The sequence below is a fragment of the Stenotrophomonas sp. GD03680 genome (assembly GCF_029844625.1).
Lineage (GTDB): Bacteria > Pseudomonadota > Gammaproteobacteria > Xanthomonadales > Xanthomonadaceae > Stenotrophomonas > Stenotrophomonas maltophilia_P.
The window spans coordinates 17,792-39,306 of the sequence record NZ_JAOCKC010000018.1 but is presented as its reverse complement, the minus strand read 5'-3'; the positions used below and the strand labels follow the sequence as shown (position 1 = coordinate 39,306).

The 21,515-nt window shown below is 66.9% G+C and carries 17 protein-coding genes and 1 pseudogene; 12 read left to right on the top strand and 6 right to left on the bottom strand.

Annotation, left to right across the window (positions count from 1 at the left end; all coding sequences use genetic code 11):
- The first annotated feature begins 30 nt into the window (after positions 1 to 30).
- The 5 genes from N5J29_RS15435 to N5J29_RS15415 all read left to right on the top strand — a co-directional run bounded on the left by N5J29_RS15435 (position 31) and on the right by N5J29_RS15415 (position 8,074).
- Positions 31 to 759, top strand: a complete 729-nt coding sequence (locus tag N5J29_RS15435; RefSeq protein ID WP_081284455.1) for a DUF3011 domain-containing protein — start codon at positions 31 to 33, stop codon at positions 757 to 759.
- Between the two features lie 47 nt (positions 760 to 806).
- The gene (mtnA, locus tag N5J29_RS15430) at positions 807 to 1,871 is read left to right on the top strand and encodes an S-methyl-5-thioribose-1-phosphate isomerase (RefSeq protein WP_065176042.1); all 1,065 of its coding nucleotides are present in this window, start codon (positions 807 to 809) and stop codon (positions 1,869 to 1,871) included.
- 247 nt (positions 1,872 to 2,118) lie between these two features.
- Entirely contained in the window at positions 2,119 to 4,833 is a 2,715-nt protein-coding gene (gyrA, locus tag N5J29_RS15425; protein WP_164152474.1) for a DNA gyrase subunit A, read from the top strand.
- 132 nt (positions 4,834 to 4,965) lie between these two features.
- Entirely contained in the window at positions 4,966 to 7,491 is a 2,526-nt protein-coding gene (locus N5J29_RS15420) for a membrane-bound PQQ-dependent dehydrogenase, glucose/quinate/shikimate family (RefSeq protein WP_164152473.1), read from the top strand.
- A 112-nt stretch (positions 7,492 to 7,603) separates the two neighbouring features.
- The gene (locus N5J29_RS15415) at positions 7,604 to 8,074 is read left to right on the top strand and encodes a transposase (protein WP_239519804.1); all 471 of its coding nucleotides are present in this window, start codon (positions 7,604 to 7,606) and stop codon (positions 8,072 to 8,074) included.
- Positions 8,075 to 8,089: 15 nt separating this feature from the next.
- Here the strand turns inward: N5J29_RS15415 and N5J29_RS15410 are convergent, their stop codons facing one another.
- Together N5J29_RS15410 and N5J29_RS15405 are read right to left on the bottom strand one after the other, a co-directional pair.
- Positions 8,090 to 8,482: a DUF3037 domain-containing protein gene (locus tag N5J29_RS15410; RefSeq protein WP_065176040.1), complete on the bottom strand. Its 393-nt coding sequence runs from the start codon at positions 8,480 to 8,482 to the stop codon at positions 8,090 to 8,092.
- Entirely contained in the window at positions 8,460 to 9,236 is a 777-nt protein-coding gene (locus N5J29_RS15405) for a HipA family kinase (RefSeq protein ID WP_164152471.1), read from the bottom strand. Before N5J29_RS15405 ends, N5J29_RS15410 begins: the two co-directional genes overlap by 23 nt.
- A gap of 221 nt (positions 9,237 to 9,457) precedes the next feature.
- On the opposite strand from N5J29_RS15405, the gene N5J29_RS15400 reads away from it, so the two are divergent.
- The 3 genes from N5J29_RS15400 (at position 9,458) to N5J29_RS15390 (ending at position 13,232) form a co-directional block, all read left to right on the top strand.
- On the top strand, positions 9,458 to 9,787 hold the full coding sequence (locus N5J29_RS15400; RefSeq protein WP_065176039.1) for a hypothetical protein: 330 nt from the start codon (positions 9,458 to 9,460) through the stop codon (positions 9,785 to 9,787).
- Positions 9,788 to 9,912: 125 nt separating this feature from the next.
- Complete coding sequence (locus N5J29_RS15395; protein WP_164152469.1) at positions 9,913 to 12,375, top strand: prolyl oligopeptidase family serine peptidase; 2,463 nt, start codon at positions 9,913 to 9,915, stop codon at positions 12,373 to 12,375.
- 101 nt (positions 12,376 to 12,476) lie between these two features.
- On the top strand, positions 12,477 to 13,232 hold the full coding sequence (locus tag N5J29_RS15390; protein WP_239519803.1) for a hypothetical protein: 756 nt from the start codon (positions 12,477 to 12,479) through the stop codon (positions 13,230 to 13,232).
- 123 nt (positions 13,233 to 13,355) lie between these two features.
- Here the strand turns inward: N5J29_RS15390 and N5J29_RS15385 are convergent, their stop codons facing one another.
- Positions 13,356 to 14,135 (bottom strand): hypothetical protein, encoded by a 780-nt coding sequence (locus tag N5J29_RS15385; protein WP_239519802.1) that lies wholly within the window; start codon positions 14,133 to 14,135, stop codon positions 13,356 to 13,358.
- A 109-nt stretch (positions 14,136 to 14,244) separates the two neighbouring features.
- Between N5J29_RS15385 and N5J29_RS15380 the strand changes: the two are divergent.
- Both N5J29_RS15380 and N5J29_RS15375 read left to right on the top strand, forming a co-directional pair.
- Positions 14,245 to 15,141: pseudogene (locus N5J29_RS15380) on the top strand (DUF2268 domain-containing putative Zn-dependent protease); the annotation flags it as partial.
- 30 nt (positions 15,142 to 15,171) lie between these two features.
- A complete protein-coding gene (locus tag N5J29_RS15375; protein WP_164152465.1) occupies positions 15,172 to 15,963 on the top strand; it encodes an SGNH/GDSL hydrolase family protein in 792 nt (263 codons plus the stop codon).
- A gap of 45 nt (positions 15,964 to 16,008) precedes the next feature.
- Here the strand turns inward: N5J29_RS15375 and N5J29_RS15370 are convergent, their stop codons facing one another.
- Positions 16,009 to 16,554, bottom strand: coding sequence for a thioesterase family protein (locus N5J29_RS15370; protein WP_065176034.1), 546 nt, complete (start codon positions 16,552 to 16,554; stop codon positions 16,009 to 16,011).
- 68 nt (positions 16,555 to 16,622) lie between these two features.
- Here N5J29_RS15370 and N5J29_RS15365 point away from each other — a divergent pair, with 68 nt between their 5' ends.
- Both N5J29_RS15365 and N5J29_RS15360 read left to right on the top strand, forming a co-directional pair.
- A complete protein-coding gene (locus tag N5J29_RS15365; protein ID WP_111186136.1) occupies positions 16,623 to 17,204 on the top strand; it encodes a TetR/AcrR family transcriptional regulator in 582 nt (193 codons plus the stop codon).
- A 44-nt stretch (positions 17,205 to 17,248) separates the two neighbouring features.
- The gene (locus N5J29_RS15360; protein ID WP_065182888.1) at positions 17,249 to 17,629 is read left to right on the top strand and encodes a VOC family protein; all 381 of its coding nucleotides are present in this window, start codon (positions 17,249 to 17,251) and stop codon (positions 17,627 to 17,629) included.
- A gap of 154 nt (positions 17,630 to 17,783) precedes the next feature.
- Here N5J29_RS15360 and N5J29_RS15355 read toward each other — a convergent pair whose 3' ends face one another.
- The gene (locus N5J29_RS15355; protein WP_164152464.1) at positions 17,784 to 19,892 is read right to left on the bottom strand and encodes a TonB-dependent receptor; all 2,109 of its coding nucleotides are present in this window, start codon (positions 19,890 to 19,892) and stop codon (positions 17,784 to 17,786) included.
- A 149-nt stretch (positions 19,893 to 20,041) separates the two neighbouring features.
- The gene (locus N5J29_RS15350; protein WP_164152461.1) at positions 20,042 to 21,475 is read right to left on the bottom strand and encodes a serine hydrolase domain-containing protein; all 1,434 of its coding nucleotides are present in this window, start codon (positions 21,473 to 21,475) and stop codon (positions 20,042 to 20,044) included.
- Positions 21,476 to 21,515 lie beyond the last annotated feature (40 nt).

Here is a 21,515-nt window from a genome sequence, read left to right as displayed (position 1 = left end):
GGCAGTTCGTCCAGTCCTATGGGGAAGGCTTTGGTCAAGTGGTTTGCGGTTGTGGCGGCACCGGTCTACTCCATCGCGATGTGGGGAGTGCTGACGCCGTTGCCGGCATCGGCGCAGCAGGCCGGCTACGACGGCGAAGTCGTCACCTGCGAGTCACGCGACATGGCCTGGGTGCACTGCGATATCGATGTCCGCAACGGCGTCGATCTGGTCCGCCAGTTGTCCAGCAACAGCTGTATCCGTGGCAGCGAATGGGGCACCGACCGCAGCGGCGTGTGGGTCACGCTCGGCTGCCGTGCCGAGTTCCGGGCGCGCCCGGCGCAGGGAGGGGCTGCGGCCGAGCCAGGCAGCAAGCGCAAGGTGCGCCGCGTGGTCCGCTGTGAATCCAATGGCCGTCCGCAGAGTTGTCCGGTGCGTCTGGACGGCGCACCGGTGCGCCTGCTGCGGCAGCTGTCGGTGCTGCCCTGCCGGGAAGGGCAGGGCTGGGGTTACAAGCGCAACGAGGTGTGGACCAGCCGTGGCTGCCAGGGCGATTTCGAGGTGGCCGATGAGGATGGCCGTTTCGTCGACGTGCCGCGCCGGCTGACCTGCGAATCAAAATCGAAGAAGCGCCGATTCTGCGGCGCCAGCATCTCCGTCGGTGCCGCGGTGCGACAGCAGCTGTCCAGCACCGAGTGCGTGGAGGGCAGCACCTGGGGCTGGAGCCGCAACGGCATCTGGGTGGACGGCGGTTGCCGCGCCGAATTCTCGGTGAATTGAATCCGGCCGGGTGCCTGCGCGAGGGGGCGTGGCCCTACAATGGGCCCATGAACACTGCCACCGACCTCGATTACGCCCGCTACGACCACATCCGCCCGATCCTGTGGACCGGCGATGCCCTGCAACTGCTGGACCAGCGCAAGCTGCCGTTCGTGGTCGAGCATGTGGTATGCCGGGACAGCGATGAAGTCGCCGCGGCCATCCACGCCCTGACCGTACGTGGCGCCCCGGCCATCGGCATCGCGGCTGCCTGGGGCGTGGTGCTGGCGGCGCGTGAGGTGCAGGCTGCCGATGGCCCGCTCGCCCTGCAGCAGCTTGAGCCGGCGCTGCAGCGGCTGAACGCCTCACGCCCGACCGCCGTCAACCTGGCCTGGGCACTGGCGCGGATGCGTCGTTGCCTGGGCAGCGCCGGTGCGGACTGGAAGACGCTGCTTGAAGCGGAAGCGCGGGCCATCGCCGAGGAAGACCTGGCCGCCAACCGCCACATGGGGGCGCTCGGCGCCGGCCTGATCGATGCCGGCAGCGGCGTGCTGACCCACTGCAATACCGGCTCGCTGGCCACCGCCGGCTTCGGCACCGCGCTGGGCGTGATCCGCGCCGGCATGGCCCAGCACCGGATCGCCCGCGTGTTCGCCGGCGAGACCCGTCCGTGGCTGCAGGGCGCGCGCCTGACCGTCTGGGAACTGCAGCAGGATGGCATCGACGCCACCCTGATCGCCGATTCGGCCGCCTCGCACCTGATGAAGACCGGGGCCGTGCAGTGGGTGATCGTCGGCGCCGACCGCATCTGCGCCAATGGCGATACCGCCAACAAGATCGGCACCTACCAGCTGGCCATCGCCGCGCGCCACCATGGCGTGAAATTCATGGTCGTGGCGCCGTCCTCGACGGTCGACATGGAGACCGTCGACGGCAGCCAGATCGAGATCGAACAGCGCGATCCGGGCGAGCTGTATGGCGTGGGCGGGACGCGCACGGTGGCCGAAGGCATCGCCGCCTGGAACCCGGTGTTCGACGTCACCCCGGGCGAGCTGATCGACGCCATCGTGACCGAGCGCGGCGTGATCCTGAACCCGACCGTGGAGAACATGCGCGCCGCCTTCGGCGGTTGAGACGCACAGGCGGTCTGCGCCGCGGGAGCCGGGCGCATCTTCCGGGTTCGCCGCGGCCAGCCCCGGGCGTGGCCCGATGGGCCCCGTCCTGCCCCTAAGTTCCTGATTTGTGCCGGTAAAACCCCTGTAAACACAGGCGGGGAATGGTCCGATGTGGTAGTATCCACAGGTTGAATCGAGGTTCCGGCATGGTCACCCCCGCAGGTGTCCGCGCCGGACTGGACCGCTACCAGACAACGGAACCCGAATGGCAGAAACCGCCAAGGAAATCATCCAGGTCAACCTGGAAGACGAGATGCGCAAGAGCTACCTCGATTACGCCATGAGCGTGATCGTGGGCCGCGCGCTCCCGGATGCGCGCGATGGCCTCAAGCCGGTGCATCGCCGCGTGCTGTACGCGATGAACGAGCTCAACGCGCACAGCAACAAGCCCTACTTCAAGTCGGCGCGTATCGTCGGTGACGTCATCGGTAAGTACCATCCGCATGGCGATCAGTCGGTGTACGACACGCTGGTGCGCCTGGCCCAGCCGTTCTCGCTGCGTTACATGCTGGTCGATGGCCAGGGTAACTTCGGTTCGATCGACGGTGACTCCGCCGCGGCGATGCGATACACCGAAGCGCGCATGTCGCGCCTCGCGCATGAGCTGATGGCCGACATCGACAAGGAAACCGTCGATTTCCAGCCCAACTACGACGAGAAGGAACTGGAGCCGACGGTCATGCCGACCCGGTTCCCGAACCTGCTGGTCAACGGTTCGGCCGGTATCGCGGTGGGCATGGCGACCAACATCCCGCCGCACAACCTGAGCGAATCGATCAATGCCTGCATCGCGCTGATCGACAACCCGGAAATCGACGTCGACGGCCTGATGGAGTACATCCCGGGCCCGGATTTCCCGACTGCGGGCATCATCAACGGCACCGCCGGCATCGTCGCCGGCTACCGTACCGGCCGTGGCCGCGTGCGCATCCGCGCCAAGGCGGATATCGAAGTGGCCGACAACGGCCGCGAATCGATCATCGTCACTGAAATTCCTTACCAGGTGAACAAGGCGCGTCTGATCGAGAAGATCGCCGAGCTGGTCAAGGAAAAGAAGATCGAAGGCATCAGCGAGCTGCGCGATGAGTCCGACAAGGACGGCATGCGCATCTACATCGAGATCAAGCGCGGTGAATCTGCCGAGGTTGTGCTGAACAACCTGTACCAGCAGACGCAGATGGAATCGGTGTTCGGCATCAACATGGTGGCGCTGGTCGACGGCCGCCCGCAGTTGATGAACCTCAAGCAGATGCTGGAGGCATTCGTCCGCCACCGTCGCGAGGTGGTCACCCGCCGCACCGTGTTCGAGCTGCGCAAGGCGCGTGCCCGTGCCCACGTGCTGGAAGGCCTGACCGTCGCGCTGGCCAACATCGACGAGATGATCGAGCTGATCAAGACCTCGCCCAATCCCAACGAGGCGCGCGAACGCATGCTCGCCCGCCTGTGGGAGCCGGGCCTGGTCGGGGCCATGCTGGGTGCTGCCGGTGCCGAGGCCTCGCGCCCGGAGGACCTGCCCAAGGGCGTGGGCCTGATCGAGGGCGGCTACCAGCTGACCGAGATCCAGGCCACCCAGATCCTGGAAATGCGCCTGCACCGCCTGACCGGGCTGGAGCAGGATCGCCTGACCGACGAGTACAAGCAGCTGCTGGAAGTGATCGCCGGTCTGATCCACATCCTGGAAGATCCCGATCGCCTGCTGCAGGTGATCCGCGAGGAGCTGGTCAGCGTCAAGGCCGAGTTCGGCGACGAGCGTCGCACCGAGATCCGCCACAGCGAAGAAGACCTGGACATCCTCGACCTGATCGCCCCGGAAGACGTGGTGGTCACCCTGTCGCACGCCGGCTACGTCAAGCGCCAGCCGGTCAGCGCCTACCGCGCCCAGCGTCGTGGCGGCCGTGGCCGCAGCGCGGCGGCGACCAAGGAAGAGGATTTCATTGAACAGCTGTGGCTGGTCAACACGCACGACACCCTGTTGACCTTCACCAGTTCGGGCAAGGTGTTCTGGCTGCCGGTGTACCAGCTGCCCGAAGCCGGCTCCAACGCACGCGGCCGGCCGATCATCAACTGGATTCCGCTGGAACCGGGTGAGCGCGTACAGGCCGTGTTGCCGGTGCGCGAATACGCCGATGGCCAGTTCGTGTTCTTCGCCACGAAGAACGGCACGGTCAAGAAGACCCCGCTGGGCGAATTCGCCTTCCGTCTGGCCCGCGGCAAGATCGCGATCAACCTTGACGAGGGCGATGCGCTGGTTGGCGTCGGCCTGACCGATGGCGAGCGTGACATCCTGCTGTTCGCCTCCAACGGCAAGACCGTGCGTTTCGGCGAGGACAAGGTCCGCTCGATGGGCCGTACCGCCACCGGCGTGCGCGGCATCAGGATGCCGCCCGGCGAGGAAGTGGTCAGCCTGATCGTGGCCGAGAGTGCCGGTGGTGCCGAGGACGAGAACGAGGACGACAACGGTATCGAGGAAGCGGTCGCCAATGGCGATGCGGTGATCGACGGTGCCGACGACGCCAACCTGCAGTACATCCTCACCGCCACCGAGAATGGTTACGGCAAGCGCACCCCGCTGCCGGACTATCCGCGCAAGGGGCGTGGTACCCAGGGCGTGATCGGCATCCAGACCACCGAGCGCAACGGCAAGCTGGTCGCCGCGGTGCTGATGGGCTCCAGCGATGAAGTGCTGCTGATCTCCGATGGCGGCACGCTGGTGCGCACGCGCGGTTCGGAAATCAGCCGCGTGGGCCGCAACACCCAGGGCGTCACCCTGATCCGCCTGTCCAAGGACGAGAAGCTGCAGGCGGTGGAGCGCATGGATGCCTCGATCGACGAGGACGAGGACGAGGTGGCCGTGGTCGCCCCGGCCACGGCCGAAGGCGCCCCGGCTGCCACCGGCAGCGAGGATGCCGCGCAGGAGTGATTCGGTCGCGCTGACGAGGTACCCGACGACGCCGGCCCCGTGCCGGCGTCGTCGTATGCGGGAGCATGGAATACGCACGCGCTTCACGGCGGCGGTGGGATAAGGGCAGCATGCTGCTCCCGGAGATCGACGATGTCCGCCACGCCGCAGTCCGCGCCGGCGCCTGTGCGCCGCCACCCCCTGGTCACGGTCCTGTCGCTGCTGCTGGTCATCCTGGGCCTGGTGATCGGCGGGCTGGGTGCATGGCTGTTCCAGCTGGGTGGCTCGGCCTATTACCTCATCGCCGGCTGTGGCCTGCTGGCCAGCGGCATTTTGCTGTGGCTCAACCGTCGCAGCGGTGCGCTGCTGTACGCGCTGGTGTTCGTCGGCACGCTGCTGTGGACGGGGTGGGAATCGGGCAGCGATTACTGGCGCTGGGTGCCACGGCTGGGGCTGGTCACCGCGCTGGGCATCGTTCTGGCGCTGCTGACGCCGACGTTGCGCGCGCCGCTGTCCAAACGGTTGTCGCGCAGCATCGCCGCCGTGTTGCTGCTGGTGTTCGTCGGCGCGTTTGCCCTGGCGTTCAGTCCGCACGGCAGCGTGGACGGCCATGCGCCGTTCCCGGAAGCAGCCTTCAGCGCAGGCCTGGAGCCGACCCGCGACACCACCGGCCTGCAGCCGGCCGACCAGCCCGCCGAGGGTGACTGGCCCGCCTGGGGTCGCAGCAACGCCGCCACCCGCTTCTCGCCGCTGCAGCAGATCACGCCCGCCAACGTGGCTACCCTGCAACTGGCCTGGCAGTTCCGCACCGGCGACCTGCCGAAGAAGCGCTGGGGGGCCGAGACCACGCCGTTGAAGATCGGCGACCGGCTGTACCTGTGCACGGCACGCAACCGCCTGATCGCCCTCGAGGCCAGCACTGGCAAGGCGCTGTGGCGGTTCGATCCAAAGGTGAAGGACGCCTCCATTCCGTACACCGCCGCCTGCCGTGGGGTGTCCTACTACGAGCAGCCCGCCGTGCCGGTGTTCGCCGATGCGGCATTGGCGGATGTGGCTGCCGATCTCGCCTTGCCCCTGCCACCTCCCAGCGTTCGACCGGGCGCGGCGGCGGGCGCGCGGCCTGCCTGCTGGGCGCGCGTCATCGAAGGCACGCTGGACGGACGCATCATCGCAGTGGATGCCGACAGCGGTCGGCCGTGCGTCAATTTCGGCAACAACGGCCAGATCGACATCACCCTCGACATGGGCGAGGTGCCGCCGGGCTATGTCTCGATCACCTCGCCGCCGGCCATCGTGCGCGGCGTGATCGTCACCGGTCACCAGGTGCTGGACGGGCAGCGCCGCGACGCGCCTTCCGGCGTGATCCAGGCCTATGACGCGATCACCGGCAAGCTGCGCTGGGCGTGGGACATGGAGCGGCCCGAGCGCACCGGTCCGCCACCCCGCGAGCAGGTCTATACCCGGGGTACGCCGAACATGTGGACCACCGCCACCGGCGATGAACAACTGGGCCTGGTATACCTGCCGTTGGGCAATGCCGCCGGCGACTACTGGAGCGGCTCGCGCAGCGAGCAACAGAACCGCTATGCCACCTCGCTGGTGGCACTCGACGTGGCCACCGGCAAGCCGGTCTGGCATTTCCAGGCCGTACGCAAGGATGTCTGGGACTACGACCTCGGTTCGCAGGCCAGCCTGATCGATTTTCCGACCGCGGCAGGCAAGGTGCCCGCGATCCTGCTGCCGACCAAGCAGGGTGACCTGTACATCCTCGACCGGCGCAACGGCCGGCTGCTGACACCTGCCGAAGAGCGCAGGGTTCCGCAGGGCGGCGTGGAACCGGAGCAGCGCTCACCGACGCAGCTGTTCTCGCTCTATCACACCCTGCGGCGCGAGCAGCCGCTGACCGAGCGTGACATGTGGGGCATCACGCCGATCGATCAGCTGGTCTGCCGCATCCAGTTCCGCAGGGCGCACTACCAGGGCTTCTACACGCCGCCCACCAGTGATCGCCATTCCATCGAGTATCCCGGTTACAACGGTGGCTCGGACTGGGGTGGCGTGGCCATCGATACCCGCCGGGGCGTGATCGTGGCCAACTACAACGACATGCCCAACTACAATCGGCTGGTACCGCGTGCCGAGGCCGACCGGCGGGGATGGCTGCCGCGTGAGCAGATCCGCGCCGACCGCGGCGCTGGCGAAGGGGCAGGCGACCCGCAGATGGGTACGCCGTATGCCATCGACGTCAATGCAGGATGGCGGCTGCCATTGACCGGCCTGTCGTGCAAACAGCCGCCGTATGGCGGCATCCGCGCGATCGATCTGCGCACGGGCACGCTGCTGTGGGACCGGCCGTTCGGAAGCGCGCGCGGCAACGGCCCGTTCGGCATCCGCTCCGGCCTGCCGATCGAGATCGGAACGCCCAACAATGGCGGTGCGGTGATCACTGCCAGCGGTCTGGTGTTCATCGCCGCCGCGACCGACGATCTGCTGCGCGCGATCGATCTGAAGACGGGCCGGGAACTGTGGCATGCCAGGCTGCCTGCCGGGGGCCAGGCCACCCCGATGATCTACGAGCAGGGGGGACGCCAGTACGTGGTGATCGTCGCGGCAGGCCATCACTTCATGGAGACCCGTCCCGGCGATTACGTGATGGCGTTTGCCCTGCCCGAACATTGAGCATCGTTCGCGGCGGGGCCTGTCCGCCGATTCCCGGAAGCGGCGATTTCCCACCCGATGACGTGGTGTCCACCGATGCAGTAGCGGTGTGCCGGCGGGCACGCTGTTGCGCATGCCCAGCCTGTCGAACCCTGTCAGCCGCGAGCCCATCATGGGCAATGTCCATCTGCTCACCTTGACCTGCTGCAATCGGCAGCGCCTGTTCGAGAACGCGGCGCATGCGGATGTCGCGATGCAGCTGTTGGCTGCGATGGACCGCGAGGGGCTGACCACCTCGCTGGCCTGGCTTGTCATGCCCGACCACGTGCGATGGCTGGCGCAGCTGCGTGGCCATCCACCCGGATACTGCGTACAGCGCTTCAAGGCGCGCAGCAGCTTCCTGATCAACCGCCATCGCGGCCGCAACGGAGCGGTCTGGCAGGCCGGCTATTTCGATCAGGTGATCGACAATGATGCTTCGTTGCCTGTGCGGGCCCGGCAGGTGCTCGCTCACCCGGTCCGCGCGGGGCTGGCCGGGCAGGTGGGCGAGTATCCCCATGGCTGGTGTCGCTGGCCGCTGCAGGACGCCGCGATTGCGCGGTAGTGGCGGGCTGCCGTGTTACTGCGGCACCCGTACCATCCTCGTCATCAAGTGTTCGACCACACCCGCCGGGTTGGCTGTGCGGCCCACATGCGTGCTGGACATCTGCACGATCGAGCTGCGTTTGGCAGTGAGGAAATGGAAGCGTGCGCGTGCCGGAAGCTGCGCGATGGGGCCGGCGGTGGCATCGCCGCGGCAGATGGCCACGATGGCATCCAGCCACGGTTGCAGCGCCTGCTGGTCCAGCGCCGGTGCGAACGCCTGCAGGCGTGCCGGGTCGATCTCGATGGCTGCTTCCAGATGACGCGCACCGGGACAGGACACGATCACCCCGACGTTGATGAATTCCTCGCGCTCCACCCGCGGTACAACGCGGATGACCGCATAGTCATACGTGTGCAGCGTGGGCACGGATGGCCTCCTGCACGAACACCGCACGCACCTTCAGGCGATGCTTGAGATAGTCGATGTAGCCCTGGCGGTAAGCCTGAGGGCTGTCGAACGCCGGCTCGTTGACCAGCCAGCTGTCTGGCACGAGGCCGACGATCCGCTCGATCTCGGCATCGGTCAGGCGAGCCGACAGCTCGGCATCCACCTCGGCGATGCGGCTGGCGAACGACAGCAGCACGTGGTCGCGGATCAGCACGAACGGCCTTTCGCACGCATCGCCGGCGTTGGCCCAGTCGTGGTGGAAATACATCGCTGCACCGTGGTCGATCAGGTACAGCTGGCGGTGCCACACCATCAGGTTCGGGTTGCGCGTGGTGCGATCGACATTGCTGGTGAATGCATCGAACCAGACGATGCGCGACGCCAGGTCGGCGTCCACCGGCATGGCCGCCGGGTCGTAGTTGATCGCGCCGGGCAGGTAATCCAGGCCCAGGTTCAGGCCCTCGCTGGCGCGGATCAGTTCCTGGATCTCCGGATCCGGTTCGGTACGCGCGAACTCGCTGTCCAGTTCGACGAACAGCAGTTCGGGAATCGGCAGGCCCAGGGTACGGGCCATTTCACCTGCGATCAGTTCGGCGATCAGGGCCTTGGGCCCCTGGCCCGCACCCCGGAACTTGAGTACGGCCATGCCGTCGTCGTCGGTCTCGACCACGGCCGGCAGGGAGCCGCCCTCCCGCAGGGGCGTAATGTAACGAAGAGCATTCACGGTGCGCATGCACGCATTCTAGCGTGGCACGCGGTGCTGCATTGCATGCGCCGCAGAGCACACGCCGCGCATGCCGACGCAACGCAGGCAATGCTGAATGCACGCTGCGCAATGTGCCGCGCTTCACACGATCCTCCGGACGGCGCGGGCAACATGCTGTCCATGGCGTTCGCGGAAACGCCGCGCGGATCCTGCTCCACGATGTCTCCACCAGATGCGGAGGTACAGGGATGAGCGACCAACTGAATGCGGCACTGCCGCCTCTGGATGATGCCAAGGCCGAAGAAATGATCGGCAAGGTAGTGCTGGTGGGCGTCACCCGTTACGGCGGTGACGGGCAGGTTCAAGGGCTGGAGCAGTATGCCGGCACGGTGCTGCGCATCAGCGCGTTCGAAGGCGTGGTGCTTGCCGACGAAAACGATGGGCACGAGCGCTACCTGCCGCCCATGCTCGACCAGTACCTGCCAGCCCAGCCGGGCGAGTACTGCATGCGCTCCAACGGGATGATCGTGGTGGACCCGGACTATCTGGCCACCTGGGACCTGCACGCCCGGCAGTAGTGACCCGGCCTGCGCTTTGCCTTATCCGGTGACTAGCCCATCCGGCCCATTGAACGCGGGCCGGGCGGTGCTAGATTCGGCGCATGCCCGCTTCGCGGGCAGCCCGACACTACCAGGGGATAAGGATGCTCATCCGTCGTACCTCTCTGGCGGCTGCCATTGCCGTCGTTGCCGTCACGCTGTTGTCTGCAGGCCCGGCATGGGCCGACTATGCCAAGCCGCCGGAGCATCTGCTGAAGGTGCTGAAGGCACCGCCGCCGCCAATGCCGAACGTGGACCCCAGTGGCCAGCGTCTGTTGCTGACCACCGCGCAGACCTATCCGTCGATCAGCCGGGTGGCGCAGCCCTACCTGAAACTGGCCGGCGTGCGCCTGGAGCCGAAGAACCGCAGCCGTCATGACACGCCCGGAGGCTATGGCATACCGGCCTGCGTGGCCGACTTCACCCTGGTCGAGATCGGCAGCGGCAAGGAGACCCGGGTCAACCTGCCGCAGGGCTGTGCCGGTGGCGCGCTGTGGTCGGCCGACGGCAGCCACTTCGCGTTCCAGAATGCAGTCGAGACCAGCGTGCAGCTGTGGGTGGGCGATGCCGCCACCGGTCAGGTCAAGCAGGTACCGAACGTCCAGCTGAACCCGATTTTCGGCAGCACCGTGCAGTGGCTGGGTGGCACCCAGACACTGCTGGTGAAGCTGGTACCGGCCAACCAGGGGCCGGCACCCTCCAATGGCGGCGTGCCGACCGGACCCGATGCACAGGAGTCGCTCGGCAGCAGTGGCGAGAGCAGCACCTATGAGGCACGCGACACGCTGACCAGCGTGCATGATGAAGCGTTGTTCGCCTACTACGGGGCCTCGCAGCTGGCGGTGGTGGATACCGCGGCGGGCACCGTGCGAACGGTCGGCCAGCCGGCCATCTACAACGATGTCAGTGCGGCGCCAGACGGCGTGCATGTGCTGACCGAGTCGATCAAGCCACCGTTCTCGCATGCGGTTACCTACCAGCGTTTCGCCAACGACGTCGCGGTACTGGATGTCAGCAGTGGGCGCACGACCCCCATCGCCCGCCTGCCGTTGGCCGACCGCGTGCCGGTGCACGGCGTGCCGGAGGGGCCGCGCGGTTTCGACTGGCGCTCCACCGATCCGGCGACGCTGGTGTATGCCGAAGCACTGGACAAGGGCGACTGGAAAGTGAGTGTGCCGCACCGTGACCGCGTGCTCATGCTCAAGGCGCCGTTCACGGGCAAGCCGGTGGAGATCGCGCGTACCGCGCAGCGCTTCGAAGGCATTGCCTGGACGGCGGACCCGGCCGTGTCGTTCCAGTTCGAGAATGACGAGAACCGGCACTGGGTGCAGACCCGCATCGTCGATGTGGACAAGCCCCGGCAGGAGGGCCGCCTGTTGTGGGACATGTCCAGCGACGAGCTGTACGGCGATCCGGGCAACCTGGTGTTCAAGCGCCTGCCCAATGGCGCACCGGTGGTGCGGCAGGAAGGGACGTACGTGTTCCTGCGCGGGCAGGGCGCTTCGCCGCAGGGGGATCGCCCGTTCCTGGACCGTCTGGATCTGGCCACACTGAAGAGTGAGCGCCTGTTCCGCAGCGATGCCGATGCCTACGAGCAGTTCCTGGGCTTCAGCAATACGCCCGGCCGCTACCTGACGTGGCACCAGTCGGTGATGGACCCGCCGAACGCCTTCCTGCGCCAGCAGGGCGATGCTGTGGCGGACGCCAAGCAGGGCGAGGCGCAGTACACCTCCACCGCGACGGCCCTGACGAAGCTGGTCGACCCCACGCCTGAAGTGCGGCAGATCAAGAAGCAGCTGGTGACCTACAAGCGCGCCGACGGCGTGGACCTGTCGTTCACCCTGTACACGCCGCCCGGCTACCGGGAAGGCCAGCGCGTGCCGGCCATCCTCTACGCCTATCCGGCAGACTTCGCCAATGCCGCGCAGGCCGGGCAGGTCTCCGGTTCGCAGCAGACGTTCACCCGCCTGCAGCCGTACCGCCTGATGCTGCTGGCCGGCTACGCGATCATCGACAATGCCTCGTTCCCGATTGTCGGTGATCCCAGGAACGCCTACGACACCTACCTGGAGCAGTTGGAAGCCGATGCCAAGGCGGCCGTGGACAAGGCCGTCGACATGGGCGTGGTGGATCGCAACCGGATCGGCGTCACCGGCCACAGCCACGGCGGCCTGATGACCGCGAACCTGATCGCGCATACCACCCTGTTCAAGGCGGGCGTGGCGACCAGCGGCTCCTACAACAAGACCTTCACTCCGTTCGGATTCCAGAACGAGCGGCGTTCGGTCTGGCAGGCACAGGATGTCTACCTGAAGGCATCGCCGTTCTTCTACGCCGACAAGATCAAGCTGCCGTTGCTGCTGGTGCATGGCGAGGACGATGCCAATCCGGGTACCGAGCCGTTCCAGTCGCGCAAGCTGTACCAGGCGATCCGTGGCAACGGCGGCACCACCCGCCTGGTGATGCTGCCGAACGAGCCGCACTGGTATACGGCGCTGGAGTCGAACGAGCAGCTGGTGGCGGAGATGCTCAACTGGTTCGACACCTACGTGAAGAACGCCAAGTGAGGAATGGAAAGGCCGCCCTTGGGCGGCCTTCCTGCATCCTGTGGAGCCGGGCCATGGTGGCTGCTGTAGTACAGAGTCGGGGAAGTCACATGAAGGCATGGATGTTGGCGCTCGCTCCGCTGTTGGCTTCTCCTGTGGCCACGGCGGTCCAGCGGCCGATGAGCGTGCACGTCACGTACGACTGGTCTGGCTGGGGTTCCGTATCTGAGCGCTGGGTCATCCGGCGCGATGCCTACGGCGTGACCACCCGCGTACAGGTGGTTGACGCGCCCGACGTGCAACCGCGGGTGCCGGAGCTGCTGCCGTTCGGCGCGATGTCAGCGTTCGAGGCTGCGCTGCAGGCAGCGCCGTTGACCCGCGACGCCACGGTGGATCTGATCGCTTCGCGGCTGGACCGGTCCACCATGCTGACGCTGGATCCACAGCTGCGCAGCACGCCGCCGGCCAGATGCTCGTTCGCCCAGCAGCAGGCCTGGGCACGCCGGGCGGTGGCCGGGCAAGGTCTGCGGGAGCGCGTTGCAGCGCATTTCCGCGGCCTCTGGACTGACGACCATCCCAGCATGACCGTGGTCGTAAGCCGTCCGGGCCGCCCGGACACCGTGCTGGTGTCCACTTCCCAGTACGCAATGATGCTGCCATGGAAGCGCGTGTCATCGACGAACTTCGACCAGCACGTTCTGGCAGGCGCGCAGGAGCAGTGGCGTCCGGCGTTGAGCGATGCACTGATGGCGCTGCTGCCTGCGGGGGAACCCAGCCGCGAACGTTTCAGAATCGGCTGGTTGCAGAACAGATTACGAGACGACATTGCCCAGGAGGCGCTGCGTTGTGGGGCGCTGCGCAAGGAAACCGCAGATTGATCATCCACGGATGCTCTGCGATCAACGTTGCAGACTCGACAGCGACAGGTCGATCGCGGTGCGGCCGGACAGGCGCCCCAGCAGGGAAGTTGTCCGTGGAGAGCGCTGCCTGGGCATCCGCGCTCACGCCAGTGGCAGGCGGTCCTGCGCGTGCGAAAGGCGATCATGCAGGTCGCGCACATGCTCGGCCCTGGCATGTACCCGGGTGGTGTCGCCGAAGCTGCGCAGATAGGCGCAGGCAGCGAAGCCGTCACTCTTGCTTTCATACTCCGTAATCCAGGCCAGTCGGTCCGGATTGTCGGCCTGCTCGGCCGACCACGCGGCGGCGGGCGGGCGGATGCGGTACTTCAGGCCGACACGCCATGGTTTCGGTGTCAGCCGGGCCCGGAAGCAGTGCTGCAGCCGGCACATGCGCGCGTACAGCGTGTCGGTGCCCAGTGCGTTGAAGAACGCCTGCAGCGCCTCGTCGCCGGGGGAGAACGTGGCATGCATGGCCAGTATCCGCAGCCCGGCCGGCGTCCGGTACGCGCGCAGATGCCAGTCCGGGTGCTGCCTGCTGAAGTCCGCAACCCGCTGCAGGGCCACGCCCTCGGCGCCACCGGCAGCGGCCAGGCGACGCCTGCGTTGCATCAGCATCGCGGTATTCACCAGAGCCACGGCTGCCACGCCCAGTACCAGCCCCACCAGCCAGTGCCAGAGCAGGGTGCCGATGAGGGCAACGGCAGGCAGCAGGGTTGCCGTGATGACGACGGGCATCACACATCCTGCCGGTGGTTGCGGGTGGTCAATGTCGGCGAACAGGACGTCCGGAGTGTTCAGGCACAGCGCACCGTAGCTGTTGCGGGTGATCACCACGCCGCCATCGCGCTGCACGATCTGCTCGCGGATCGGCACGCCTTCCACGCCGTAGTTGCTGCGGACCTCGCGGCGCGGCAGTGCCTGCCCGGCGAGGATGGCATTGAGCGCTTCGTTGGCCCGGCGCTCGGCGTGTGCCTGAGCGTCGGCAGGTGGTGCAGCGCCCGGGCCCGAGATCCTGATTTCCGACGCCAGCCGCTTCTATGCCCTTTACGACACAACCGATGGCCAGCCCAGCGTCGCCCAGTTGGCGCAGTACCTGGCCGAAGGGACGCCCAGCCTGGGCGAGTTCGCGAGCCGGCGACGGGTCACCGCCGAACGCATCGCCGACGCCATGCGTCGCGACCCTGCGATGTATGCCAATGGCCGGACCTGCCTGGATGAACTGCCTGCGGTACGCCAGCGGCTGGTGCAGGTGTTTGCCAATCTGCAGGCGATCTATCCGCAGGCGAGGTTTCCACCGGTCGCGATCATGGTCGGGCGCGGCCGCCCGGTCGGCCTGACCCATCCGGGAGGCGTGCTGATCGGGCTGGAAGCCCTTTGCGCGGCTGACTTCATGAACCCCAATGTGCAGGACCGCTTCGTGCATGTGATCGCGCACGAGTACGTGCACATCCAGCAGACCGGTGCGATCGATTTCGAGCAGGGCGATCCGCGTGCGACGGTGCTGCGCCTGTCACTGGCCGAAGGCGTGGCCGAGTTCATCACCGAACTGGTTTCCGGCAACGTCGGCAACGGACGCCACGCGGCATGGACGCGGGGCAGGGAAGTGCACATCGAAAGTGCATTCGCGCTGGACCTGGACAGTACCGACCTTTCGCCCTGGCTGTACAACTACACGCCCGGTTCCGACGCGCCCTACGATCTGGGCTACTGGGTGGGCTACCGCATCGCCAAGGCGTACTACCTGCAGGCCAGGGACAAGCGCGAAGCGGTGCGCGCCCTGATCGAACAGGACGATCCGAAGGCGATCCTGGCGGCCAGTGGCTGGACGCCGGGCATGTGGATGCCGGCGAAGGTGACTGGCGTGGCCGCACGCGCTGCGGCACGCTGAGTGCGGAACAGAACGCTACGGGAGATCGGCATGCGCATTCCTGCTTTGACGGCCGGCGCCATCGCGCTGGCATTGGCGATGACCGGCGGCGTGAGCGCGGCCGATGCACCCGCCATCAACCCGCTGCTGACACGGCCAGTGGAGCAGCTGCGGCCGGACGAAGTCCGTTTCATGCAGCAGCGTCTGGCGGATTGGCCACAGCTGCAGCGCTATCGTGACGCCAACGCAGTACTGCCTGCTGCCCGGCCCGGACAGCCACGCGTGGTGTTCTACGGCGACTCGATCACCGAGGGCTGGGGGGCTGAGGGCAGTGCCGCCTTCTTCCCCGGCAAGGGGTATCTCAATCGTGGCATCGGGGGCCAGACCACGGCGCAGATGCTGGTTCGCTTCCCGCAGGATGTGCTTGCGCTGCATCCCCAGGTGGTGGTGATCCTGGCCGGCACCAACGATATCGCCGGCAATACCGGCCAGGCCACGCAGGCGATGATCGAAGACAACGTGCAGGCGATGGTGGCGCTGGCGAAAGCGCAGGGCATCAGCGTGGTGGTGGCCTCGGTGCTGCCGGTCAGCGAGTACCCCTGGATGCCTGGTATCGAGCCCGCCGCGAAGGTGCGTGCATTGAACCGTGCACTGAAACGCCATGCCGACGAACAACAGCTGGTCTACCTGGACTACCACACGCCGTTGGCCAACGCGCAGGGCGGTCTGGATGCCGACCTGGCCGGCGACGGCGTGCATCCCACCACGAAAGGCTACGCGGTGATGGCACCGCTGGCCGAGGCTGCGATCAACCAGGCACTGGCGAGGCGCGCCGCTCGGTGATGGTCGTCCGGAACATGCCGCAGGTCGGGACGTGATGGCGGGAACTCAGTCGTCGTCGCGCTTCAGCGCGGCGTCGGCAGCCAGCAGAGCTTCGGCGGCGGCGCTGAGTGCGGGGGAGGGCGGCAACGGCGAACCGATGGCGTCCATCATCTGCTGCATGCCCACGAATGCACGCGCGCGGCGATCATAGATGCCGGTGACCAGCAGGGCGCGCGTGGCGATCTTCTGGCCGTCGCCGACCAGCACGCGCTGCTCCATGATCACGCGCGTGCCGACCCAGCCGGCCAGGCGTGTTTCCAGGGTGAAGCGCTGGAATGGCCGGAGCTCGCGGCGGAACTGGATGGTGCCGGCGCCGACGATCGGCGCCCATTTCTCGCGCAGCGCCACCTTGCCCAGGCCCATGCGCAGGATCAGGTCCAACCGGCCCAGATCGAAGATGTTCCAGTAGCGGCCGTTGGTCATGTGCAGGTTGCTGTCCAGATCGTTGGGCAGCACCCGGAACTGCAGCCGCGACACGCCGAAAGGCGCCTCCAGCCTGGGCCGGAACAGACTGCACAGCAGCAGATGGAGCAGGCGGAACCAGAGATTCATGATTATTACGAGTGTTATAGAATCGACGGTACGCTAGTCTATGACGACTGTCTTAGCAAGGCGCAGCCATGAGTCCGCGAACTTCCGATGCTCCCCAGCGCGTGATCGATGCCGCCGCGCAGATGCTGGCTCGGGTCGGGCTGAATGCAACCAGCATCCGTGAAGTGACCAAGCTGGCCGACGCGCCGCTGGGGTCCACCTACCATCACTTTCCCGGCGGCAAGCAGGAGCTGCTGGCGCGCGCCACGCTTATGGCTGGCGACAAGGTGGAAGCGCTGCTGGTGGCGCTGCTGAAGGGCGGCGCAGTGCAGGGCCTGCAGCAGTTCCTGGCGATGTGGCGCGAGCGCCTGCTGCGCTCCGGGTTCCGCGCGGGTTGCCCGGTGCTGGCCGCTGCCGTTGAGGAGCCGATGGACGCGGTGCCGAGCCAACCCCGCGCGGCAGCTGCCGAGGTGTTCGCGCGCTGGCACGATCATCTCGCCAGGGCGCTCGTCGCCGAAGGACATGCGCCAGCCGCTGCGGGTGAGCTGGCCAGCCTGGTGATTGCCAGCGTGGAAGGCGCGGTGGCGATGTGCCGCGCGCTGCAGGATATCGCTCCGTTTGACCAGGTCGCCGCGCAGCTGCTCAGGGCTGTCGCGCCACCTGCGCGCTAGAATCAACGCGAACGCGCTGCTGCGTGCCCGGCAAGGACGTCCACATGTTGCACCACCTCTCCCTCGGCGTCCGTGACCTCGATGCCGCAGGCCGCTTTTACGATGCCGCACTCGCCACGCTTGGGTTTCGCCGGGTCTTCGAGGACGAGACCGCGATCGGTTATGGGGTGGTCGATGATGAGGATGCGCTGTGCCTGAAGCTGCGTGATGACGCCGCAGCGCCGGGTCCCGGTTTCCACGTAGCGTTTGCCGCGGACTCGGCAGCGGCCGTGGATGCCTTCCACGCAGCCGCCGTGGCCAACGGGGGCGCTGACAACGGTGCGCCCGGGCCGCGCCCCGATTACGGTGACTTCTACTACGCGGCGTTCGTGGTCGACCCCGATGGCCATCGCATCGAAGCGGTGACCAAGGCGCGGCCGGAGTGACGCAGCCAGGTGTTTCGGCGCCCGCACGCTGACAAGCACAAGCGCACGCAGCAGCTCACGCCAGCGATGATTCGCGCGGTCGGGCGCTGCCGGGTACGTCGTCGAAGTGGCTGAAACGACGACGCCGGATCACACCCGGCGCCGCCCGGGGCGATCAATCGAAACGCCAGCGCACGCCTGCATAGATGCCCCGGCCTTCGCCAGGCGTGGAGCGGGCGACATCCTTGCCGGCGTCGTCGTAGCCCGGCGTGACCGTGGCCGCGTAGTGGCGGTTGCCGAGGTTGCGCATCTCCGCCCACGCCTGCCAGCGGCCACCGGGTGCGTCGTAGCCGATGCGGCTGCCGAAGATCACGTGGCTGTCGGCCCAGTAGCTGTTGGCGTAGTCCACCGCGATGCGCGAGGCGTATTCGGTGTTCAGCGCGGCGTACAGGCCGGAGGCATGATCGAAGCGCAGCTCGGCCTGGTAGCTGTGGCGCGGCAGGCCCGGCAGGCGGTTGCTGCCGAAGCGCGCGTCGTGGCGGTAACGGAAATCACTGAAGGTGTACGCTTGGCGCAACGACAGGCGCCCCGGCGCGGCCTGCCACAGCGTGCTGTCCAAACCGGCTTCGATGCCGCGGTGCACGGTGGGGCTGGCGTTGTTTTCTGCGATGAACAGGTTCGGCACCGGTTGCAACTCCACGCTCAGCAGCTCGTGGTTCACGTGCGCGTAGTAGCCGGTCAGCTCCCAGCGGCCCAGCACGGCATCGCCCCGTGCACCCAGTTCCAGCGTGGTGGCGGTCTGGTTCTGCATCGGCACCGGCGCGCGCTGGCGGCCGCTGGACGGTCCGTTGCCCGGCCCGAAGTATTGGTTCGAGCCCCAGATCATCGACCAAGGATGCGGCGCTTCCACCGAGCGGCTGAGGTTGCCGAACCACTGGGTCTGCGCGCTGTGCTGCCAGGTGAAGCCCAGTCGCGGTGCGTAGTCCCAGTCGTGGTCGCGCAGGCGGCCGCCACTGCTCGGCCAGGTCACCTGCACATCGCGGCGGGTGTTGATCAACGCCAGCCCGGTCTGCATGCGCAGGCGGTCATTGAAGGCGAGGGTATTGCTGACGTGCAGTGTGCTGTCGGTGCCGTGGTGGCGGAAGTCACGCGTGCGCGTACCGGCGGCATAGCCGTTGCTGGCAAAGCGCAGCGACTCGCGCACATCGGCGTCCAGATCGTGGGTGACGCGCAGACCGATCGTGGTTCGGCTGTCCAGGCCGAACAGCCGGTGGCGGTGGTGGTAGTCCAGCGTGGCGTTGAGGTTGGCGTAGTCCAGCTGCTGGCGGTACAGGCTCTCGTTCAAGTCCATCGGATACGTGTGATAGACCAGCCCGGCCTGCAGCGAAGAATCCTCGTCGATCTGCAGCGTGGTGACACTACCGACCCAGGTACTGCCCGGCTGCGGGCGGCGCGCATCGATGGCCAGGTTGGCTGCGTTCGCGGCTCGCGGATCGTTGCGGATCTGATCGCGGGTCAAGCGACCGGGCGTTTCGTGATTGGTTTCGCGGTAGCGAACGAAGAAACGCGTCTGCAGGTCGGGCGTGATCTGCCAGCCGATGTTGGCCATCGCGCCCTTGCCGTCGCCGCGCGCATGGCGCTGATAACCATCGAACTCGGTATCGGTGTAGGCCAGGAAGTAATCGAGATCGCCGTTGACACCGCCCCAGCTGATGCCGCGTTTCTGGTAGCCACGGCTGCCCGCTTCGTAGTGCAGCTGCATGCCGGCCGAATCACGGCCGCTGCGGCTTACATAGTCGATGGCACCGCCCAGCGCCAGCGCGCCGCGCTCGAAGCCGTTGGCGCCGCGCAGCACCTCTACCCGCGACAGCCACAGCGGTTCCAGCAGTTCGTAGGGCGTGCCGCCGGGGCCGGTCAACGGCAGGCCGTCGATCGATACGGCGATGCCCGAGGCATGTGCGCCCGGGCCGCGATTGATGCCCGAGCCACGGATCGAGACCTTGGTGCCTTCGTTGCCGGGCGATTGCGCACTGATGCCCGGCTGGAAGGCGAGTACATCGGCACTGCTGGCCAGTCGGCTGTCGGCCTTGGCCACGTCGATGACGTTGCTGGCGCCGGGTACGCGCTTCAGCGCCTCGCGGGCCTGGGCGCTGGCATCGGCCGCAGTGACCTGCACGGCATCAAGGGTAGTGGCCTGCGGGGCCGCGGCGGCGGTGGAGGAAAGGCCGAGGGAAACGGCCAGGAATAACAGCGACGGGATGGGGCGGTACGACGAGAGGGGCATGCGGAAATGCTGTAAACCACGAAAGTGGCGCGCAAGTTAACAGGTCGACGGCGCCACGTCACCCATCACCGGCGTATGGGGCAGGTGCACCTGTAGAGCCGAGCCCATGCTCGGCTGCTTTTTTTACGGAGCCGAGCATCGGCTCGGCTCTACAAAGACGGTTTCGCCAGCGCCTTCGACTTCGCATACAGCCGCTCTGCGACATCCTTCTCACCCAATGCCGCATGACACTCGGCCAGGCTGTCCCACACATTGGCCGAATCCGGATACAGCTCGGTGTTGAGGGCGAATACCTTCAACGCGCTGCGCGCACCGAGGTTCGCGAAGATGGCGTAGCCATCGGTGTTGATCGCGCGTTCCAGCTCGCTGCCGGTGACGCCGTGGTCGTCGCGCAGCCAGGCCCGCATTGCCTGTGCAGCCCCTGCGTCATCGTCCAACGCATAGGCAATCAGGCGTTCGGACAGCGCAGCGTGCGGAAACACCTTGGGTGCGGCGACGGCCATCGTGCTCTCCACCAGGGTGCTCGACCAGACGTTGCGGGCGCTGCCGTTGGTGAGGTACACGAACAGCCAGTAGCCGCTGGCCAGGGTGTCCTTGTACGCCAGCCGCGCGCGCACGCGGGTGCCACCATCATGACCGATCTGGGTGTAGCCATCGCTGCGCGTGGTATCCCAGCCGGTGGAGAAGAAATTGCTGCGGCCATCGGTCAGCCTCTGCGGCTGCCAGAGCTTTTCCAGTGTTGCCGTACGCAGCAGCTTGCCGGTGGCCAGCGCCTGCAGGAAACGGTTCATGTCGCCCACGCTGGTCTGCAGGTCGGCATGGCCCCAGCCGTAGTCCGGCCACGGATCTTCGTTGGCCGGTTGCAGCTGCCCATCCTTGCCGATGTACGGCACGGCCGCGCGCAGGGCTGGCACGCTGGCGACACCCCACGAGGTGCTGGCCATCTTCAACGGCTGCAGGATGCGTTCGCGGGCGATCGCCGGGTAGGGCCTGCCGTAATGCGTTTGCAGCAATGCGGTCAGCACCAGATAGTTGGCCTGCGTGTACTGCACGCGGCTGCCGGTGGCGAACTGCATCGGTGCCGAACCAGCGACCTTCAGTGCGGCGGCGAGATCGGGTGCGAGACCGTTGTAGCCGTTGCTCACCCAGCGGTTGTCCACCCGCTCGTAGTACTCGCCGACACCGGAGCTGTGGTTGAGGAAATCACGCACACGGATCGCCTGCCATGCTGCGGGCAAGTCCGGCACGTAGCGGCTGGCGGGTGCATCCAGATCCACCTTTCCCTCATCGACCAGCTGCATCACCAGCGTGCTGGTCAGCAGCTTGGCCATCGACTGCGCGGCGAAGATGGTATCGACGGTGGCCGGTGAATGGGTAGCGGGATCACGTTCACCGCTGGCGCCCTGGTACAGCACCTGGCCGTTGTGTGCGACCAGTACCGCCTGGCCGGCGATGCCATAGCGTTCGCGGTTGGCCTGCAACTGCGCATCCATCCGGGTCGGAAGATCGTTGCGAACATCCCCCGCCAGAGCAGGCAGGGCAACGGTCAAGGCACAGAAGAGCGCGGCAAGGGCGCGGTACATCGCGATGATCCGTCAGTGGCGATGGCGCATCTTGGTCAGC

Coding starts and splice junctions, on each gene's coding strand:
- N5J29_RS15355 (WP_164152464.1), bottom strand. CDS start 19,892: ATGCCCCTCTCGTCGTACCGCCCCATCCCGTCGCTGTTATTCCTGGCC.
- N5J29_RS15350 (WP_164152461.1), bottom strand. CDS start 21,475: ATGTACCGCGCCCTTGCCGCGCTCTTCTGTGCCTTGACCGTTGCCCTG.
- N5J29_RS15395 (WP_164152469.1), top strand. CDS start 9,913: ATGCTCATCCGTCGTACCTCTCTGGCGGCTGCCATTGCCGTCGTTGCC.
- N5J29_RS15420 (WP_164152473.1), top strand. CDS start 4,966: ATGTCCGCCACGCCGCAGTCCGCGCCGGCGCCTGTGCGCCGCCACCCC.
- N5J29_RS15405 (WP_164152471.1), bottom strand. CDS start 9,236: ATGCGCACCGTGAATGCTCTTCGTTACATTACGCCCCTGCGGGAGGGC.
- N5J29_RS15390 (WP_239519803.1), top strand. CDS start 12,477: ATGTTGGCGCTCGCTCCGCTGTTGGCTTCTCCTGTGGCCACGGCGGTC.
- N5J29_RS15400 (WP_065176039.1), top strand. CDS start 9,458: ATGAGCGACCAACTGAATGCGGCACTGCCGCCTCTGGATGATGCCAAG.
- N5J29_RS15375 (WP_164152465.1), top strand. CDS start 15,172: ATGCGCATTCCTGCTTTGACGGCCGGCGCCATCGCGCTGGCATTGGCG.
- gyrA (WP_164152474.1), top strand. CDS start 2,119: ATGGCAGAAACCGCCAAGGAAATCATCCAGGTCAACCTGGAAGACGAG.
- mtnA (WP_065176042.1), top strand. CDS start 807: ATGAACACTGCCACCGACCTCGATTACGCCCGCTACGACCACATCCGC.
- N5J29_RS15360 (WP_065182888.1), top strand. CDS start 17,249: ATGTTGCACCACCTCTCCCTCGGCGTCCGTGACCTCGATGCCGCAGGC.
- N5J29_RS15415 (WP_239519804.1), top strand. CDS start 7,604: ATGCCCAGCCTGTCGAACCCTGTCAGCCGCGAGCCCATCATGGGCAAT.
- N5J29_RS15365 (WP_111186136.1), top strand. CDS start 16,623: ATGAGTCCGCGAACTTCCGATGCTCCCCAGCGCGTGATCGATGCCGCC.
- N5J29_RS15370 (WP_065176034.1), bottom strand. CDS start 16,554: ATGAATCTCTGGTTCCGCCTGCTCCATCTGCTGCTGTGCAGTCTGTTC.